The sequence below is a fragment of the Mesorhizobium erdmanii USDA 3471 genome, assembly GCF_000472705.1.
GTDB lineage: Bacteria > Pseudomonadota > Alphaproteobacteria > Rhizobiales > Rhizobiaceae > Mesorhizobium > Mesorhizobium erdmanii.
The window spans coordinates 122769-141811 of record NZ_AXAE01000017.1; the positions used below are offsets into that span (position 1 = coordinate 122769).

15 protein-coding genes and 1 tRNA gene are annotated in these 19043 nt (G+C 62.5%); 9 read left to right on the plus strand and 7 right to left on the minus strand.

The window, feature by feature from the left end:
• Positions 1 to 4 precede the first annotated feature (4 nt).
• The 5 genes from glgC (at position 5) to bglA (ending at position 8306) form a co-directional block, all read left to right on the plus strand.
• Positions 5 to 1270: a glucose-1-phosphate adenylyltransferase gene (glgC, locus tag A3AU_RS0114660; RefSeq protein ID WP_027053511.1), complete on the plus strand. Its 1266-nt coding sequence runs from the start codon at positions 5 to 7 to the stop codon at positions 1268 to 1270.
• Between the two features lie 70 nt (positions 1271 to 1340).
• Positions 1341 to 2786: a glycogen synthase GlgA gene (glgA, locus tag A3AU_RS0114665; protein ID WP_027053512.1), complete on the plus strand. Its 1446-nt coding sequence runs from the start codon at positions 1341 to 1343 to the stop codon at positions 2784 to 2786.
• 3 nt (positions 2787 to 2789) lie between these two features.
• Positions 2790 to 4418 carry an alpha-D-glucose phosphate-specific phosphoglucomutase gene (locus tag A3AU_RS0114670; RefSeq protein ID WP_027053513.1) on the plus strand — a complete coding sequence of 543 codons (1629 nt, stop codon included), beginning with the start codon at positions 2790 to 2792 and terminating at the stop codon, positions 4416 to 4418.
• A gap of 259 nt (positions 4419 to 4677) precedes the next feature.
• On the plus strand, positions 4678 to 6675 hold the full coding sequence (gene glgX, locus A3AU_RS0114675) for a glycogen debranching protein GlgX (protein WP_027053514.1): 1998 nt from the start codon (positions 4678 to 4680) through the stop codon (positions 6673 to 6675).
• On the plus strand, positions 6675 to 8306 hold the full coding sequence (gene bglA, locus A3AU_RS0114680; RefSeq protein ID WP_027053515.1) for a beta-galactosidase BglA: 1632 nt from the start codon (positions 6675 to 6677) through the stop codon (positions 8304 to 8306). The genes glgX and bglA overlap by 1 nt, the downstream gene beginning before the upstream one ends.
• A 9-nt stretch (positions 8307 to 8315) precedes the next feature.
• Here the strand turns inward: bglA and A3AU_RS0114685 are convergent, their stop codons facing one another.
• Positions 8316 to 10073: a TadG family pilus assembly protein gene (locus A3AU_RS0114685; RefSeq protein ID WP_027053516.1), complete on the minus strand. Its 1758-nt coding sequence runs from the start codon at positions 10071 to 10073 to the stop codon at positions 8316 to 8318.
• Positions 10074 to 10520: a TadE/TadG family type IV pilus assembly protein gene (locus A3AU_RS01000000135450; protein ID WP_027053517.1), complete on the minus strand. Its 447-nt coding sequence runs from the start codon at positions 10518 to 10520 to the stop codon at positions 10074 to 10076.
• Positions 10521 to 10802: 282 nt separating this feature from the next.
• On the opposite strand from A3AU_RS01000000135450, the gene A3AU_RS0114695 reads away from it, so the two are divergent.
• The 4 genes from A3AU_RS0114695 (at position 10803) to A3AU_RS0114710 (ending at position 16268) form a co-directional block, all read left to right on the plus strand.
• A complete protein-coding gene (locus A3AU_RS0114695) occupies positions 10803 to 12395 on the plus strand; it encodes a peptide ABC transporter substrate-binding protein (protein WP_027053518.1) in 1593 nt (530 codons plus the stop codon).
• A 162-nt stretch (positions 12396 to 12557) separates the two neighbouring features.
• The gene (locus A3AU_RS0114700; RefSeq protein ID WP_027053519.1) at positions 12558 to 13481 is read left to right on the plus strand and encodes an ABC transporter permease subunit; all 924 of its coding nucleotides are present in this window, start codon (positions 12558 to 12560) and stop codon (positions 13479 to 13481) included.
• Between the two features lie 9 nt (positions 13482 to 13490).
• On the plus strand, positions 13491 to 14615 hold the full coding sequence (locus A3AU_RS0114705) for an ABC transporter permease (protein ID WP_027053520.1): 1125 nt from the start codon (positions 13491 to 13493) through the stop codon (positions 14613 to 14615).
• 33 nt (positions 14616 to 14648) lie between these two features.
• On the plus strand, positions 14649 to 16268 hold the full coding sequence (locus A3AU_RS0114710) for an ABC transporter ATP-binding protein (protein WP_027053521.1): 1620 nt from the start codon (positions 14649 to 14651) through the stop codon (positions 16266 to 16268).
• Positions 16269 to 16355: 87 nt separating this feature from the next.
• Here the strand turns inward: A3AU_RS0114710 and A3AU_RS0114715 are convergent, their stop codons facing one another.
• The 5 genes from A3AU_RS0114715 to A3AU_RS0114740 form a co-directional block, all read right to left on the minus strand.
• Positions 16356 to 16775 (minus strand): hypothetical protein, encoded by a 420-nt coding sequence (locus tag A3AU_RS0114715; RefSeq protein ID WP_027053522.1) that lies wholly within the window; start codon positions 16773 to 16775, stop codon positions 16356 to 16358.
• Between the two features lie 2 nt (positions 16776 to 16777).
• Positions 16778 to 16927, minus strand: a complete 150-nt coding sequence (locus A3AU_RS0114720) for a hypothetical protein (RefSeq protein ID WP_335335508.1) — start codon at positions 16925 to 16927, stop codon at positions 16778 to 16780.
• Between the two features lie 749 nt (positions 16928 to 17676).
• Positions 17677 to 17961 carry a hypothetical protein gene (locus tag A3AU_RS0114730; protein ID WP_027053524.1) on the minus strand — a complete coding sequence of 95 codons (285 nt, stop codon included), beginning with the start codon at positions 17959 to 17961 and terminating at the stop codon, positions 17677 to 17679.
• Between the two features lie 430 nt (positions 17962 to 18391).
• Positions 18392 to 18736 carry a hypothetical protein gene (locus A3AU_RS0114735; protein WP_027053525.1) on the minus strand — a complete coding sequence of 115 codons (345 nt, stop codon included), beginning with the start codon at positions 18734 to 18736 and terminating at the stop codon, positions 18392 to 18394.
• Positions 18737 to 18924: 188 nt separating this feature from the next.
• Positions 18925 to 19001: transfer RNA gene (locus A3AU_RS0114740), tRNA-Pro, on the minus strand.
• Between the last annotated feature and the right edge of the window lie 42 nt (positions 19002 to 19043).

A 19043-nucleotide genomic window follows, 5' to 3' on the forward strand; every position in this document is an offset into this window, starting at 1 on the left:
AGAAATGGCAGACTTGAAACGGACCCAGCCGCTGGCGCGCGATGCCATGGCCTACGTACTGGCAGGCGGCCGTGGCAGCCGCCTCAAGGAACTCACCGACCGTCGCGCCAAGCCGGCGGTCTATTTCGGCGGCAAGACGCGCATCATCGACTTCGCGCTCTCCAACGCCCTAAACTCCGGCATCCGCCGTCTCGGTGTCGCCACCCAGTACAAGGCGCACTCGCTGATCCGCCACCTCCAACGCGGCTGGAACTTCCTGCGGCCCGAACGAAACGAGAGTTTCGACATCCTGCCGGCCAGCCAGCGCGTCTCGGAAACGCAATGGTATGAAGGCACCGCCGACGCCGTCTACCAGAACATCGACATCATCGAGGCCTATGGCCCGGAATACATGGTCATCCTCGCCGGCGACCACATCTACAAGATGGACTACGAGCTGATGCTGCGCCAGCATGTCGACGCCAGCGCCGATGTCACCGTCGGCTGTCTCGAAGTGCCGCGAATGGAGGCGACAGGCTTCGGCGTCATGCATGTCGATGCCAAGGACAATATCATCGCCTTCGTCGAAAAGCCGGCCGATCCGCCCGGTATTCCGGGCAACCCTGACTTCGCCTTGGCCTCGATGGGCATTTACGTCTTCAAGACCAAGTTCCTGATGGAGCAATTGCGCCGCGACGCCGCCGAGCCGGGCTCGAGCCGCGATTTCGGCAAGGACATCATCCCCTATATCGTCCAGCATGGTAAGGCGATCGCGCACCGCTTCACCAAGTCCTGCGTGCGCTCGACGATGGAAAATGAAGCCTACTGGCGCGACGTCGGTACGGTCGACGCCTATTGGGAGGCCAATATCGACCTGACCGACGTGACGCCGGAACTCGACCTCTACGACCGCGACTGGCCGATCTGGACCTATGCCGAGTTGAAGCCGCCGGCAAAATTCGTCCATGACGAGGATGGTCGCCGCGGTTCGGCCGTTTCCTCGCTCGTCTCGGGGGATTGCATCGTCTCGGGCGCTTCGCTCAAGAGGAGCCTGATCTTCACCGGCGCGCGCATCAATTCCTATTCGACGCTGGAAGAGGTCGTCATGCTGCCCGACGTTCATGTCGGCCGGAATGCAAAGTTGAAGCGCGTCGTCATCGACCACGGTGTAAGGATACCGGAGGGGCTGGTGGTCGGCGAGGATCCCGAGCTAGACGCCAAGCGCTTCCGCGTTTCGGAAAAAGGCATCTGTCTGGTCACACAGGACATGATCAACAAACTCGGGCTCTAGAGCAATTCCAGGAAAAGTGTGAGAACGGTTTTCTCACGGGAATTGCTCAGAACAGGATCGGGATAGACGCATGCAGGTTCTGTCGGTCACGCCCGAGATCTTTCCGCTGATCAAGACCGGCGGGCTTGCCGACGTGACCGGCGCTCTGCCAATCGCGCTCGCTGCCAAGGGCGTGACCATGCGCACGCTCATTCCAGGCTTTCCCGTTGTGATGGATGCTTTCAAGAAAAAGAAGGCCGTCTACCAATATCCGCTGCTGCAGGGCGGCAAGGCTTCGGTCCACGCCGTGCGGATTGCCGGGCTCGACCTGTTCGTGCTCGACGCGCCGCATTTGTTCGACCGCCCGGGTGGCCCCTACGGTAATGCTTCGGGAGCGGACTGGCCGGACAATTGGCGGCGCTTCGCGGCGCTGAGCCAGGTCGGCGCCGATATCGCCGGCGGTGCCATCTCAGGCTACCAGCCTGACATCGTCCACGCCCATGACTGGCAGTCGGCGATGACGCTTGCCTATATGCGCTATGGCAAGGCGGTCGGCGTCCCGTCGATGATGACCGTCCACAATCTCGCCTTCCAGGGCCAGTTCGGCGCCGGCATCTTCGGCGAACTCGGCCTGCCGGCGGTGGCGATGGCGCTTGACGGCGTTGAATATTATGGCGGCGTCGGCTTCCTCAAGGCCGGCCTGCAGGCCGCCTGGGCGATTACCACGGTCAGCCCGACCTATGCGCAGGAGATACGCTCGCCGGAATTCGGCATGGGCCTCGACGGCCTGATCAACATGCGCTCCAGCGATCTCCATGGCATCGTCAACGGCATCGACACCGCTATCTGGGATCCGGAAACGGACAACCATCTGGTATCGAACTATACGGCCGCGACGCTCAAGGCACGGGCGCCCAACAGGGCCGCCGTGGAGGAGCGCTTCGGCCTCGATCGCGACGACAGCCCGATCGTCTGCGTCATCAGCCGGCTGACCTGGCAGAAGGGCATGGATATTTTGGCGACGGTGATCGACGGTGTCGTCGCGACCGGCGCGCGGCTCGCCATACTGGGCTCGGGCGACGCCGGCCTCGAAGGCGCGCTGCTCGCCGCCGCCGCGCGCCACCGTGGCCGCATCGGCGTGGTCGTCGGCTACGACGAGGGGCTGTCGCACACCATGCAGGGCGGTTGCGACGCCATCATCATCCCGTCGCGCTTCGAACCCTGCGGACTGACGCAGCTTTACGGCCTGCGCTACGGCTGCGTGCCGGTGGTCGCCCGTACCGGCGGCCTCGCCGACACCATCATCGACGCCAACGAAGCGGCGATGGCGGCCGGCGTGGCGACAGGGTTCCAGTTCGCTCCCAACAATGGCGGCGCGATGCTGCACGCCATTGCCCGCCTGGTCGACGCTCACGCCAATCCCTCGGCTTTCGAAACCATCCAGCGCCAGGGCATGAAGACGGATGTGTCGTGGGATCGAAGCGCCGAAAAGTATGTTGAACTCTATCGCCTGCTGCTTTCGAAAAGGGTTGCCTGAAGCATGATACGCACCGTCCCCACCAAACCCTATTCTGACCAGAAGCCCGGCACGTCGGGCCTGCGCAAGAAGGTGCCCGTGTTCCAGCAGGAGCACTATGCCGAGAACTTCATCCAGTCGATCTTCGACGCGCTCGACGGCTTCAAGGGCAAGACGCTGGTGATCGGCGGCGACGGCCGCTTCTACAACCGCGAGGTCATCCAGAAGGCCATCGCCATGGCCGCGGCCAACGGCTTCGGCAAGGTGATGGTCGGGCAGGGCGGCATCCTGTCGACGCCGGCCGCCTCGCATGTCATCCGCAAATACAAGACCTTCGGCGGCATCATCCTGTCGGCCAGCCATAATCCGGGCGGCCCGCACGAGGATTTCGGCATCAAGTACAATGCCGGCAATGGCGGCCCGGCGCCGGAAAAGCTGACCGACGCGATCTTCGCCAAGACCAAGGCGATTTCGAGCTTCAAGACATCAGACATCGATCCGATCGACATCGACACGATCGGCACAGTCAAGGCCGCCGGCATGACCGTCGAGATCATCGATCCGGTCACCGATTATGCCGAGCTGATGGAGAGCCTGTTCGATTTCGACGCGCTGCGCAAACTGTTCAAATCGGGCTTCCGCATGCGCTTCGATGCCATGCACGCGGTGACCGGCCCCTACGCCAAGGAAATCCTCGAAAACCGGCTTGGCGCGCCGAACGGCACCTGCCGCAACTTCAAGCCGCTGCCGGATTTCGGCGGCCATCATCCGGATCCGAACCTCGTCCATGCCAAGCATCTCTACGACGAGATGATGGGGCCCAATGCGCCGGATTTCGGCGCCGCTTCCGACGGCGACGGCGACCGCAATCTGATCATCGGCAAGGGCATTTTCGTCACCCCGTCGGATTCGGTTGCGATGCTTGCCGCCAACGCCAAACTGGCGCCGGGCTACAAGGATGGGCTGAAAGGCATCGCGCGCTCTATGCCGACCAGCGGCGCGGCCAACCGCGTCGCCGAAAAGCTCGGCATCGGCATCTATGAGACGCCGACCGGCTGGAAGTTCTTCGGCAATCTGCTCGATGCCGGCATGGCGACGATTTGCGGCGAGGAGAGCGCCGGCACCGGGTCCAACCACGTGCGCGAGAAGGACGGCTTGTGGGCCGTGCTGTTGTGGCTGAACATCCTCGCCGCGCGCGGCGAAAGCTGCAAGCAGGTCGTCACCGAGCACTGGGCGACTTACGGGCGCAACTACTATTCGCGCCACGATTATGAGGAGGTCGAGAGCGACCGCGCCAATGCGCTGGTCGACGAACTCAGGGCCAAGCTCGGTTCGCTGCCCGGCACCAGCGTGAACGGCCTGAAGATCGCCAATGCCGATGACTTCGCCTATCACGACCCGGTCGACGGCTCGACCAGCGAGCACCAGGGCATCAGAATCCTGTTCGAAGGCGGTTCTCGCGTCGTCTTCCGGCTCTCCGGCACCGGTACGTCGGGCGCGACGCTGCGGGTCTACATCGAGCGTTACGAGCCGGACAAGGCCAGGCACGATCTCGACACGCAGGCGGCACTCGCCGATCTCATCGCCGCCGCCGACGACATTGCGGGGATCAAGCGCCACACCGGCCGCAACAAGCCGAGCGTGATTACTTGAGGGTGGCGACCATCGTTTCGTCATCCACGGGCGGAGCAAGGAGCGTAGCGACGCGGCGCAGACCCGAGGATCCATGCCGTGACATCAAGGCGTTGCCACGGTGCAGAATTCGGCTCCGCTGCGCCCTTCGCTCGAGGTCACGGCATGGATCCCAGGGTCTCCGCGACGGAGCTTCGCTCCTGATTCGCCCTAGGATGACGAAGTGGGGCAGGCCCCGGCTAACCTCTCGCGTTCGCACCTCGTTTCAGGGCCGGCGCCCATGACTCGCCTCGGTGCCACCATCACCCCCGAAGGCATCCGCTTTGCCGCATGGTCCTCGTCGGCTCGCCGCCTCTGGGTCTCGGTCTTCGATGGGCAGGGAGACCGCGAACTCGACCGGATGGAGCTGAAGCCGGAAGGCGAGGGGGTGCATGCGCTCTTTGTCTCCGGCCTTTCGGCGGGCACGCGGTATGGCTTTCGTGCCGACGGCGACTACGCGCCCGAGCGCGGGTTCTGGTTCGATCCCGACAAGCTGCTGAGCGATCCCTACGCCATCGAAGTCGACCGGCCCTATCAGTACCACTGGCGGCTTGCCGCGAAGCGTAACGAAGGCGCCGACACGGCACCGCTGATGCCTAAAACGATCGTGGTGGCACTGCCGGAACCGCCGCCAAGCAAGCCGCCCTTGTTCCAGCCTGGTGGCTTGATCTACGAACTCAACGTTCGCGCCTTCACCAAGCTCCACCCTGATGTGCCGGAAGCCCAGCGCGGCACCATCGCCGCACTGGCCCACCCAGCAACCATCGATCACCTCAAGCGCCTCGGCGTCTCCGCTGTCGAACTGATGCCGGTGACCGCGTCAATCGACGAGCGGCATCTACCGCCGCTGGGCTTGAGCAACGCCTGGGGCTACAATCCCGTGACCTTCATGGCGCTCGACCCACGCCTGGCGCCAGGCGGATTGACGGAATTGCGCGATACGGTAGCGGCCCTGCGCCAGGCCGGCATCGGCACCATTCTCGATCTCGTCTTCAACCACACGGGCGAAAGTGACAGGCTGGGACCAACGCTGTCGCTGCGCGGGCTCGACAATCAGGCCTACTACCGGCACCAGCCGGACGGCAGGCTGGTCAACGACACCGGGACCGGCAACACCGTCGCCTGCGATCATCCGGTGGTGCGGGACATGGTGCTCGACACGCTCCGCCATTTTGTCCGCCATGCCGGCGTCGACGGTTTTCGCTTCGACCTCGCGCCGGTGCTGGGCCGCGTTGACGGCGCGTTCGATCCCGCGGCGCCCTTGCTCGCGGCGATCGCCGGCGATCCTGTGCTTGCCGATCGCGTGCTGGTCGCCGAACCCTGGGATATCGGTCCTGACGGCTATCAGCTCGGCAACTTCCCGGCGCGCTTTCTCGAATGGAACGACCGCTATCGCGACGATGCCAGACGCTTCTGGCGTGGCGATGCCGGCGCGGTTGGAGCACTGGCGACGCGGCTTGCCGGTTCGTCCGATATTTTTGGTAGGGCCGGTCAGCCGGGCAGCCGCGCCGTCAATTTCATCGCCGCCCATGACGGCATGACGCTGGCCGACATCGTCGCCTATGAGCACAAGCACAACGCGGCCAATGGCGAGCAGAACCGCGATGGCCACAATGAGAACCTGTCGTGGAACAATGGCGCCGAGGGCGAGACGGACGACGCTGCAATCACCAAGGCGCGCGTCAACGACCAGCGGGCGCTGCTGGCCACCTTATTTGCGTCGCGCGGCACCATCATGCTGACCGCGGGCGACGAGTTCGGCCGCAGCCAGCAAGGCAACAACAACGCCTATGCGCAGGACAATGCGATTACCTGGCTCGATTGGGCGGGGCGCGACAAGGCGCTGGAGCAATACGCCTCGGCGCTCGCCGATGTTCGCCGCGCGATGCCCATGTTATCGGACACGCGGTTCCTGACCGGCGAACCAGTCGACACGTCCGGCATTCCCGACGTTGCCTGGTTGACCGAGGCGGGCGTGGCACTGTCCGAAGCCGATTGGAACGACCCCGCCCGGCATCGCCTCGTCATGGTTCTGGGCCAGGCGGATGGCCGGCTGGCTGTCATGATCAATGGCGACCGCCGCCAGTCCATCTTCACTTTACCGGTGCGCGAAGGCTTTGAATGGTGTCCCGCGATTGCCACGCAGACGGTCGACCTGACGCGGCCTCTGCCAGGGCGCAGCGTGAGTTTCATGATCGAGCGCCAGTCTGGAGGGGCTCGCGCCGGGAAGGATTCGTGATGGCCGACGACAACACCGGGCAGAAGGCCGAATGGTGGCGCGGCTGCGTCATCTATCAGGTCTATCCGCGCTCCTTCCAGGACACGACCGGCGATGGCAGTGGCGATCTCAAGGGCATAACGGCAAGGCTTGCCCACATCGCCTCGCTTGGCGTCGATGCCGTCTGGCTGTCGCCCTTCTTCAAGTCGCCGATGGCCGACATGGGCTATGACGTATCGGACTATCGCGACGTCGATCCGATGTTCGGTTCGCTTGAAGACTTCGACGCGCTGGTCGCCGAGGCGCACCGGCTGGGCCTGAAAATCGTCATCGACCAGGTGCTGTCGCACTCGTCCGACAAGCATGAATGGTTCGTCGAAAGCCGCGCCAGCCGCGACAATCCCAAGGCCGACTGGTACGTCTGGGCCGATACGAAGCCTGACGGCAACGCGCCCAACAACTGGCTGTCCGTCTTCGGGGGTCCTTCCTGGGAGTGGGATTCGACCCGCCGGCAATATTACATGCACAACTTCCTCGCATCGCAGCCTGACCTGAATTTCCACAATCCGGAGGTCCAGGATGCGCTGCTGGACACGGTGCGCTTCTGGCTCGAGCGTGGCGTCGACGGTTTCCGGCTCGACACCGTCAACTACTATGTCCACGACCGCTGGCTGCGCAGCAATCCGCCCTTGGCGTCGAGCGTCGCCGGCACCAATGGCGAGACCAACACCTACCTCTATCAGGAGCATCTGTTCGACAAGACGCAGCCTGAAAACCTCGCTTTCCTCCGGCGTTTCCGGGCGCTGCTCGACGAGTATGAGGACCGCGCCGCCGTCGGAGAAATCGGGGACGAGGGGCGCTCGCTGCAGACGCTTGCCGCCTATACCTCCGGCGGCGACAAGCTGCAGATGTGCTACACGTTCGACCTGCTCGGTTCGCAATTTTCGGCGGCGCACGTGCGCGGCTGTGTCGAGGCCTTCGAACATGCCGTCGCCGACGGTTGGGTCTGCTGGGCGTTCTCCAATCATGACGTGGTGCGCCATGTCAGCCGCTGGACGCGGCCGGACGGCGCAACCGACGCGGTCGCCAAATTCTCGATCATGCTGCTCGCTTGCCTGCGCGGCTCGATCTGCCTCTATCAGGGTGAGGAACTGGGCTTGGAGGAGGCGGAGCTTGCCTATGAGGATCTGCGCGATCCGGTCGGCATCCGCTTCTGGCCCGGCGTGAAGGGCAGGGATGGTTGCCGCACGCCGATGGCCTGGGAGATCGGCGCCGACAATGCGGGTTTCTCGACGGGCAAGCCCTGGCTGCCGGTCCCGGCCAGCCACCGCGCTCGCGCCGCCGATGCGCAGAACGGCGATGAGCAATCGGTGCTGTCCGCCTACCGCTCGACGCTCGCCTTGCGCAGGCGCCATCCGGCACTGGTCAGCGGTTCGATCCGCTTTCTCGACGCCGAGGGCGACGTGCTCGCCTTCATCCGCGAAGGCGGCGGCGAAAGGCTGCTCTGTGCATTCAATTTCGCTGGAGAGCCGGCGACTTGGCCGCTGCCCGCCGATGTCGGAAGCATGACGTCGATTGCAGGCGCCGCGGCTGTCGAGAATAACGCACTGTCACTGCCCGCGCTTGGCTCTTTCCTTGGCCGGCTCGCCTGACCGAAAAGCCTACTGAACCAGCACCGCCCGTCCGCAGGTCGCCCCGGTGACGCGCACGTCGGCCTGGCCTACACCGACACCCAAAGCCGACAGCACATTGTAGAGCAAGTCGTCGACGGGCGCCGTGACCGTGTTGAGCAGGGCAACCACCGCGGGCTTGACCGTTCCAAGCAGGGCGGTGAGATCGATGCCGAGACCAAGCACATTGACCGAAAGCGACAGGTTGTTGACCAGCGACGTGGTGAGCGACTGCGAGATGTTGCGCGTCGAAACGGTTTTGACCGTCTTGTTGGCGATATCGGTCGCGCTGAAGGTCAGGGTTTGCGGATTGTTGTTGGTGATGGCGGTCGCGGCCGAACCCATCACCTGGATCAGCGGGATCAACAGCAGCTTCACATCGGCGATGTCCGCATCGGTGAAGGTCTGTGGCTGGCTGAAATCGGCGAAGCCGGAGGGATTGTTGCTGTTGGCCAGGTTCAACTGGGCAACACCCGGGTGCGCGGCGATGGAGACGCTGATGCTGGAAGGTCCTGTCGGACAGGTGATGTCGGTCAGCTTGGCCTCGGCATAGGCGACTTCGACATTGAGCGGCAGATTGACGGCTACCAGATTGACGCCGCCTCCGATGCCGGGCGTGCCTATACCGACTGACGCCGTCAGTTTGATCCGTGTCTGGGCGGTCCGCACGACCGTGCCGATGCCGTCGACCGCCAGCCAAGGCGAGGATTGCGCCGGCTCGCCAATGGCGATGTTGAGCTTGGTGGACAGCAATCCCGGAATGGTGGCGCCGAGATCGACGGCGGCCTGGTTGGTGCCGTTGGCAAGTACAGCGGCGGCGGTCAGCATTCCCATGGCGCTTGCGTCGACGCCGAGGCCGGCCGGCTGTTGCCCGATGCCCAGGCTGCCGACGGAGCCAAGGTCGATAAGACTGCTGAGCGGAATCTTGACCGTGCTGGTCGACTTGGAGGCGATGGTCTGCAGGGCGACCTTGGCCGTATTGCCGAGGCCAGGCACGTTTGCCATGGCGGTGGCGATCTGGCCGACGGTCGCCTTCGAGGCCAGCACGTCCGAATAGGTACCGGCCGTGATGCTCAGCTGTGTGGCCAGCGCACTGATGAAGGAAAGCGCGCTGACATCGGCCGAGATCAGCCCGTTATAGTCCATGACGCTGAGCGAGATATTGCCGCCGAGAAGCCCGCTCAGCAAAGCGTTGAGGATGCCGCCATTGACGCTGAGCAGTCTCGACCCGACCGAGAATGTCGCCTGCGGCGTCATGCTGGCCGTGGCTTGGGTGCCGATGACCGGAGTGGGGATGAGCGAGCTGGCAAAATAGCGGGCGGGGATTTTCGCCAACGTGACACGCACCGCATTGTAAGGTGTCACGCCCGCCTGGAAGCGCTGCGTGACATTGGTGGTCGTTGAGGCATAGCGGCCTTGCGTGACCGTCACCACCGTTTTCCCGACGGCCGGGGCAATGGTCTGGCCCGAGGCTTGAACGACGACACCTGGCATGCCGTTGTCGGTGAGCGTGGTGACGACCGCTGTGTTGACATTGGTCATGTTCGACGCGGCGGTGATCGCCGACAGATCGACCATCGCCTGGGCTTGCCGGCGCTCGGTGTAGATGGAGGCCTCGTCGATGGCCACCGCGGCCAGCGCCAGCGCGACCGGTGCGATAAGGGCCGTCATGACGGCGAAGTTCGCCTTCTTGTCAGCCAGCAGGCGCCGGGCAATCCGGCCGACCTCCGTTCGCACGCGCGGCAACATTCAGATACCTCCGACCCTGATCGTTGACTGGCGCGTGATCGTGGTCCCCGGCATCGCTATGCCCGGGAAGAGATTCCAGATCGGCAGGTTGCGCGCATCGTATGAGATGGACACCACGAACTGGCTTCCATCGGCCACGCTGTCATTGGCCTGGTAGGTCAGTTTGGTGGCATCCACGAAGGGGTATCCGCTGGCGTTGTTGGTGAGGTAGCTGGCCACGAGTGTCTGCCGCTCGCTCTGGTTCAGTCCGGCGATCGCTGTGCGGGCGGCGTCCGCCGCGATCTGCTGGATCGAGCTGGCAGCACCAAAATAGATGCCGTATGCAACCATTCCGAGCAGAAGAAGGATGAAGATCGGCGATAGCAGAGCGAATTCGACCGCCGAGGTTCCCGAATTGTCTGTTCGGAAAGCGCGCCTTCGGATCCTGGAAGTGAGGTTCTGAACCATGCTGCCAGCATGCCAAAGTTCGCATGCAGAAAGCGAAAACTCCGGGCGCAACCTGAGGATGTGTGCAGTTGAAATGTCGCTCTAATTTAGCTGTTGCTTCTTCAACTGTAAGGATTGACTTAGGGTCAATCAGTACTCGGTTGAAAAGAGCTTACCTCCTGTCTAGTCTCCTGCCACCAGCTGCCGGAGGGAACCGGCGGCGCGCTCAAAGGAACCAGGCATCGGTTCCGGGGCGTCAACACTCAAAGGCGCGCCGATGGCAGCGCCGACAGGGAGAACTTCATGCTGAAAAACATGCTGAAGGCGACGGTATTCGCCACCACCATGGCCGTAGCCGCCGGCGCATTCTACACGCCGGCTTTTGCCGAGAGCGTCTACAACAGGGGCACCTCCGCCGAATCGGAATCGGTCGACCCGCACAAGACCTCGACGGTCTATGAGGCCAATGTGCTGCGCGACCTGTTCCAAGGCCTTGTCATGCAAGACGCGAAGGCCAACCTCATTCCGGGCGCCGCCGAAAGCTGGACGGTATCGGATGACGGCACCGTCTACACCTTCAAGCTGCGCAAGGACGGCATGTGGTCGGATGGCAGCCCGGTGACCGCGGACGACTTCGTCTATGCCTTCCATCGCCTGGAGGATCCTGCGACTGGCGCCGAATACGCCTCGATGCTCTACCCGGTGAAGGGTGCGGAAGACGTAAACACAAAGAAGGGCAAGCCCGAGGACATGGGTGTCAAGGCAATTGACGCCAGCACCCTGGAGGTGACGCTGAAGGCGCCGACGCCCTACTTCCTGGAGATGCTGACCCACCAGGCGACGTATCCGGTCAGCAAGGCTTCGATCGAAAAGCTCGGCGCCGACTGGATCAAACCCGGCAAACTTGTTTCGAACGGCGCCTATACGCTGGCCGAATGGGTTCCCAACGACCACATGAAACTGGTCAAGAACCCGAAATTCTGGGACGCCGCGACCGTCAAGTTCGACGTCGTCAACTACATCCCGACCGAAGACCGCTCATCCGCGATGAAGCGCTTCGAAGCTGGCGAGCTCGACAGCTATGACGATCTGCCGACCGAACAGCTCGCCGATCTCAAGACCAAGTTCGGCGACCAGATCCACGTCGGCCCGTATCTCGGCACCTATTATTACGCGATCAAGACCGACAAGGCGCCGTGGAACAACCCCGAACTGCGCACCGCTATCTCGATGGCGATCGACCGCGACTTCATCGCCGAAAAGGTCTGGCAGAACTCGATGCTGCCCGGCTATTCCATGGTGCCTCCCGGCATCGAGGGCTACACACCGGCAATGGCCAAATATGCCGACATGCCGCAGATCGACCGCGAGGACGCCGCCAAGAAAATCCTCGAGAAGCTTGGTTACACGCCCGAACATCCGCTGAAGATGGAGATCCGCTACAACACTTCGGAAAACCACAAGAACACGGCAGTGGCGATCCAGGAACAATTGAAGCCGCTTGGCGTCGACGTCACGCTGCTCAACACCGACACCAAGACCCACTACTCCTTCCTTGAGCAGAAGGGCGATTATGACGTGGCGCGTGCCGCCTGGATTGCCGACTACAAGGATCCGGAAACTTTCCTCGGCATCACGCGCAAGGCCAGCGGCAACAACTATTCGAACTACAACAGCCCCGCATACGAAGCGGCCATGGACAAGGCTGCCGCCGCCGGCGGTAAGCCTGAAGAGCGCATGAAGGACCTTTCCGAGGCCGAGCGCATCCTCATCGACGATGTCGGCCAGATCCCGCTTCTCTACTACAGCTACCACGACATCGTTTCCTCGAAGCTGCATGGCTTCGTCGACAACGTGATGGACATCCATCCGTCGCGTTTCGTCAGCAAGGACTGATCCCTGGCCAAGCCGCCGCGCACCGAGTGCGCGGCGGCGCTGGTTTGCCATCGCATCGGCCGGGAAGCGCAATCGATTTTCGGAAAATCCGGTGCGAAGATTTGAAGGCTGGAGCATGTCGGTCCAACCGGACGGACGTGCTCCGGATCAAGCGGGGCACCGATGCTGCGATACGTATTCCGGCGGCTTTTGACCGCCATCCCGACGCTGTTCGTCATCGTGACGATGGCGTTCTTCCTGATGCGCGTCGCGCCAGGCGGCCCATTCAACCAGGAGCGGGGGCTAAGCCCCGAGATCAAGGCCAACCTTGAAGCCCAGTTCGGTCTCAATGATCCGCTCTGGCTGCAATATGTCCATTATCTCGGCAATCTCCTGCGCGGTAATTTCGGCCCGAGCTACAACATGCCGGACTTTACCGTCACCGAACTGTTCGCCAAGGGTCTGCCCATTTCCGTCCAGCTCGGTGCCTCGGCCCTGATCCTGGCGCTGCTGATCGGTTCAGTGCTCGGCACTATTGCCGCGCTCAACCAGAACAAGCTTGGCGACTATACGGTGATTGCGCTGGCGACGGCGGGCAGCACCATCCCGACCTTCGTCATCGCGCCGGTGATCCAGCTCCTGTTCGGGCTGACCTGGAAGCTGCTGCCGATCGGCGGCTGGGGCGATGGCGCCTTCATCAACAAGGTTGGCCCGGTGCTGACGCTTGCCTTGCCGCAGATAGCCATCGTTGCCCGTCTCATGCGCGGCTCGATGATCGAGAGCTTACGCTCCCATCATATCCGGACGGCGCGCGCGCTCGGCCTTTCAGACTGGTCGGTGGTGGTCAAGCACGCGCTGCGCGGGGCCGTCCTGCCGATCGTCTCGTTCACCGGCCCTGCCGCAGCAGCCCTTTTGACCGGTTCCGTCATCGTCGAGACGATTTTCTCCATTCCAGGCGTCGGCCGCTATTTCGTCGATGCCGCGCTCAACCGCGACTACACGCTGGTGATGGGGACGGTGGTGGTGATCGCCATCTTCACCATCGTCTTCAACCTGATCGTCGACGTCATGTACGCGGTCGTCGACCCCAGAGTTCGCTATGATTGAGGGTGCGCTATGACTGACATCACAGCCGCCGCGGCTCCCGCCATCGTTGGCCGCTCGCTCTGGGGCGATGCCTGGGCGCGTCTCAAGGCCAACCGCGCCGCCATGTTCAGCCTTTACTACCTCGCCTTTGTCGCCGTCATTAGCGTGTTCGGGCCTTGGTTCGTGCCGCATCAATACACCACCATCTATGCCGACTATGTCCGCATGCCGCCAAGCCTGTCGGCCTATCCTAAGCCCGACATGATCCAAGGCGCGCTCACGGACGCCATCAAGCGCATGCGGGTCGACCTCAAGGAGTGGCATCAGGAAGGCAGCCGCGTCACGGTCACGGTCACTTCGACCAAGCCGATCGACGATCGCAACATCCGCTACCTCGACCGTTCCGATGCCTTTGACGACACCAAGATCGAGAGCAAATCACCCGACGGGCTCGAGGTGACGATGAGCACATCGGTCAAGCAGCAATATTTCCTCTTCGGCACCGACAACACCGGCCGCGATCTTCTCTCGCGCACTCTGATGGCCGGGCGGATCTCGCTTGCCATTGGCCTGCTCGCCGGTGTCGTGGCGGTGGTGATCGGGGTGATCTATGGCGCTGCCGCCGGCTTTTCCGGCGGCAAGGTCGACGAGGTGATGATGCGCATCGTCGACGTGCTCTATTCCTTGCCGTTCATCTTCTTCGTCATCATGCTGGTGGTGTTCTTCGGCCGCAACTTCGTGTTGATGTTCCTGGCCGTGGGCGCGGTGCTGTGGCTCGACATGGCGCGCATCGTGCGCGGCCAGGCGCTGTCGATCCGCCGCCAGGAATATGTCCAGGCGGCGGAAGCCATGGGCGTCGGCCAGCGGGGCATCCTGCTGCGCCACGTCATCCCCAACCTGCTCGGCCCGGTGGTGATCTACATGACGCTGCTGGTACCGCAGGTCATCATCCTGGAAAGTTTCCTGTCGTTCCTCGGCCTCGGCGTGCAGGAGCCGATGACCAGCTGGGGCGTGCTGATCTCGGTCGGCGCCAAGAACATCGGCACCGCCAACTGGCTGCTTCTGTTCCCTGCTTTCTTCCTCGTCTCGACGCTGTTCGCCCTGAATTTCGTCGGCGACGGCCTGCGCGACGCGCTTGATCCAAGAGATCGATAAAGATGGGGATCGATAAAGATGGGAACCGCTGACATGGCCACTCCCGAAACGATCCTCAACGTCAAGGATCTGCGCGTCCGCTTCCGCACGCTCGACGGCGCGGTCGAGGCGGTGAAGGGCATCAACATCCACGTCAATGCGGGCGAGACCGTTGCCGTCGTCGGCGAGTCCGGTTCTGGCAAGAGCCAGACGATGATGGCGGCGATGAGCCTGCTGGCCTCGAACGGCGAGGCGACGGGCCATGTCGACTATCGCGGCCGCAACTTGCTGACACTGAGCAAATCCGACCTGAACAAGGTGCGTGGCGCCAAGATCAGCATGATTTTCCAGGAGCCGATGACGTCGCTCGATCCGCTCTATTCGATCGGCAATCAGCTGATCGAACCGATCCGCCGGCATCGCGGACTGAATGCCGCCGAGGCACGCGAAGAGGCGCTCAAGCTTTTAAGGCTCGTGCATATTCCGGACCCCGAGCGGCGGATGAAATCCTATCCGCACGAAATGTCCGGCGGCCAGCGTCAGCGCGTCATGATCGCCATGGCGCTCGCCAACGACCCCGACATCCTGATCGCCGACGAGCCGACGACGGCGCTCGATGTGACCATCCAGGCGCAGATCCTGATGCTGCTCGCCGAACTGCAGCGCAAGCTCGGCATGGCCATCGTCTTCATCACCCACGACCTCGGCATCGTCCGGCGCTTCGCCGACCGGGTCTATGTCATGCGCCAGGGCGAGGTCGTCGAGGAGGGCGAGGCCGAAGCGATCTTCGCCAACCCGCGGCATGCCTACACCAAGATGCTGCTGGCGGCCGAGCCGACCGGGACCAAGGCGCCGCCGCCCGCCAATGCCCCCGTGGTGCTCGAAGGCAAGAATGTCGAAGTTACCTTCAGGATCGGCGGTGGGTTTCTGGCCGGCGAGCCGCTGATGCTGCGTGCCGTCGATGACATTTCGATCCGGCTGCAGCGTAACCAGACCATCGGCATCGTCGGCGAATCCGGTTCGGGCAAATCGACGCTCGGCCGTGCCTTGCTGAGGCTGTTGCCGAGCGATGGCTTGATCCGTTTTGGTGATCGCGACATTTCCACTGCCGACCGGCAGGCGATGCGGCCGCTGCGGCGCCAGATGCAACTCGTCTTCCAGGATCCGTTCGGCTCGCTGTCGCCGCGTATGACCGTCGGCCAGGTCATCACCGAAGGGCTGCTGGTGCATGAGCCGAACCTTTCAGCCAAACAGCGCGATCAGCGAGCGGTCGAGGCCTTGCGCGAAGTCGGCCTCGATCCCAACGCCCGCAACCGCTATCCGCATGAATTCTCGGGCGGGCAACGCCAGCGCATCGCCATTGCCCGCGCCATGATCCTGAAACCCAAAATGGTCGTGCTGGATGAGCCGACCTCCGCACTCGACCGTTCTGTGCAGAAACAGATCGTCGAACTGTTGCGCAAACTGCAGGCGGACCACGAACTGTCCTACCTCTTCATCAGCCACGACCTCGCCGTGGTGCGCGCCATGGCCGACTACATCATCGTCATGAAGCAAGGCAAGATCGTCGAAGAGGGGCCGACGGAGGCGATCTTCAGCAATCCGCAAGCGCCCTACACACAGACGTTGATGAATGCCGCGATCGATGTGACGCGGTTCCGGCTGAGCGCGTGAAACGTCGCTTGCGGCGTCCGTTTGCTCTGCCCGCCGATCTCGCGGATTCGCGCCTGGGCCGGCCTTTCGTCGGCCGCTGGCCAATGGTCATGCTGCTTCGGCGATGAATGCGCGGGGAGCGCAACCGCCGAGCACTGCTTGAGCAATGTCAGTCTCGTGTTCATCGACATGCGCCGTCACCAAGACGATCCGCTCGGCGACGCTGCGGTCATCCAGCTTCGTGGCGGCGGTGATGCAGGCGCCGAGGAAGCCGCCGGCACCGCCGCCGCAGGCCGCCCAGATCAGTGCTGTTGCCGATAGTCCGCCGTAAACGATCATGGCGCTCAGGCAGGCCAACACCGCACCGACAGCACCAAGGATGACACCCGGGGATCTTAGAATGCCGACCTCGTCCTGGTAGGGCCCGATAACAGCAATCTGCACGCGAGGAACACCAACGGCCACTAGGTCTCCAGCAACCCGTGCCGCTTCGGCATGCGAATCAAAAAGCTTGCTGATTGTTCGCATGATCAGGAATTGCTCTCGTCCAACTGTTTGTCGGCAACGAATGACGCGGCGATCAGATCGTCCCCATCAATGCCGCCCTGACCGTCCTGCATGATGGCCGCGACTTTTTGGAAGGTCTTGATTTCGCTCTCGCTGATGCGAGCCTTCTGCATCCTGGTCTTGAGGTCAGCTACGCGCGTCCCTAGGGCATGGGATCTTGCGGTCTCACGATTCGACATAATGATACTCGTCCATTTCCGCGTTATTTGACTGTCCTCGGGGACTGTTCTCGCGTCCAATCAACCGAACTAGGACGGGATCGAAACGTTCCATCGACTGGACTTCGGTCGGGCAGAATTTGGGACCTAAGTCTGATCGCAAAAAAGCAATGGTCTTGCCACCGGCGGCATGCGGAACAGCCGGTGTTTGTCACCGTTGTCGGCTACAAGTTTCGTGGGAGGAAGCCGATGGAAAAGAGTGTTGGCCAGGCGCGTTGGTTGCTCGCGCCGGTCTTCGCGGTCGCCATAACCTTGATGGCGATTGGAATAGTCCTCGGCTAGCACCCAGGAGAACCCATAACGCAGATTTATAATTGGCGCAGCCACGTCCCTTCCTGCGCCGATAGGGTTCGTTCGCCGCTTTTGAACGGCGAGCGAACCCTCTGCTTTTGACGGGCACCCAAGCAGGTAAGTCCACGCTACAAGTAATGGTGTGTCAGGATTGGCCGACCGATCGGAATTTCACGACAGCCGACGAGGTGGCACGGATTTAGCAATCGAACGCGTTGCGAAATCTCCAAGAGATTGCAGATCCGGCCAAGGGCTTCAAAGCGTCTCTCCGAACGCATCTGTGGGGAGATCACTTCGGACAAGATGGCCAAGGCGGCCCGGCTCCAGTAAGGAGCCGGGCCGGCGGCCGCTGATCAGTAGCCGCCGTTGTCGATCACCACTGGATGGCGGTGATGGTGTGCGGAGACGGAACTCGTGACCACGACTGTATCGCGGCGGTGATGATGACGGCGGCCGTGATCGTAGAAAGCAATCGTGCCGTGATGACGGTGATGCAGGCGCTGTCCCTCCTCGTTGATGATCCTGACTTGGTGGTGGTGACGATGGTGGGTCCTGATAACCACATCGGCCTCAGCCGCCGAAGCCACGGCCGGCAATCCCAGGGAAAGCGCCAAGGCGCACATGATCATTGTTTTCATTGCAATTTCTCCACTGCCTTATTTAGCCCTTCCTTGGATAAACTGCCGCCGGTGCCATTGGTTCCGGGTTCTCCCAAAGATGTAGCCAAGAGCCAGACGTCTGGTTGATCTTGTCGGACGACGGAACATTAGGTGTGCCTAACAGTTCTATTCCCACAGCCGGCACGCGTCTGCTGTCCGCTGCAGATCAGCGAGCAAAGCTGGTCGGCCCGCGTCCTCCGCCAGAGGCGCGTGCTTCCTCAGGCAACAGGGAGAGAGATCATGAACAACATTATCTGGCTCGTTGGAGCGGTGGTCATCGTGATAGCGATACTGAGCTTTTTCGGCCTCCGATAGTGGCGGCCGGATCTAGCCAGTCGACGCTCCAACGTTCAGTTGAAAAACCGGCACGATGGCGGAGACTTTGTCGATCACCGTGGCGTCCGTTAGCTCAGCCCGCTGACCCCCGACATTTGCGCGCTCGCGCGGCGGCGATGGCATCCTGCTGCTGCTTAAGTCTATCGATCCTGGCGGTTTCACGATTGGCGACCGCTGTCTTTACGCGCGAGCCGCCAAGCAGCCAGCGCGGCACGCTGGTGTTGGCGACCTTGCCGCGGGTGATGGCGGTCTGCGAGATTTCGCCGGCACTTTCGCCCAGCGCACTGTTGAGCTCGGTACAACTCATGCTGTCGTACTTGGCCGGATTGATCGTCCGGCCGAGCGATGAGCAGCCGGTAGCGGCAAGCAACACAACCGCGAGAACGGGTGTCGAGGCTCTTGTCGAGGTCCAATTCATGTCCGCACCAGGCTCGCCCGTTTCACTGGCTGCATCATAGCCATTGAACCACCTGGATCAATTCCGGGAAGATGTGACGATCGCGATGTCCAAGTGACGCAAGAACGGAGGGGTGTTCGCCGTCCGCCAACCACAGGCCAAAATCTCTTGGGTATCGGGAGAAACAGAAGCTAAGTGTCTGTTTTTTCTGGTCGGAGTGGCAGGATTTGAACCTGCGACCCCCTCGTCCCGAACGAGGTGCGCTACCAGACTGCGCTACACTCCGTGACCAGTCGGCGGGCTTATAGCCGCCACACTTCATTCCTGC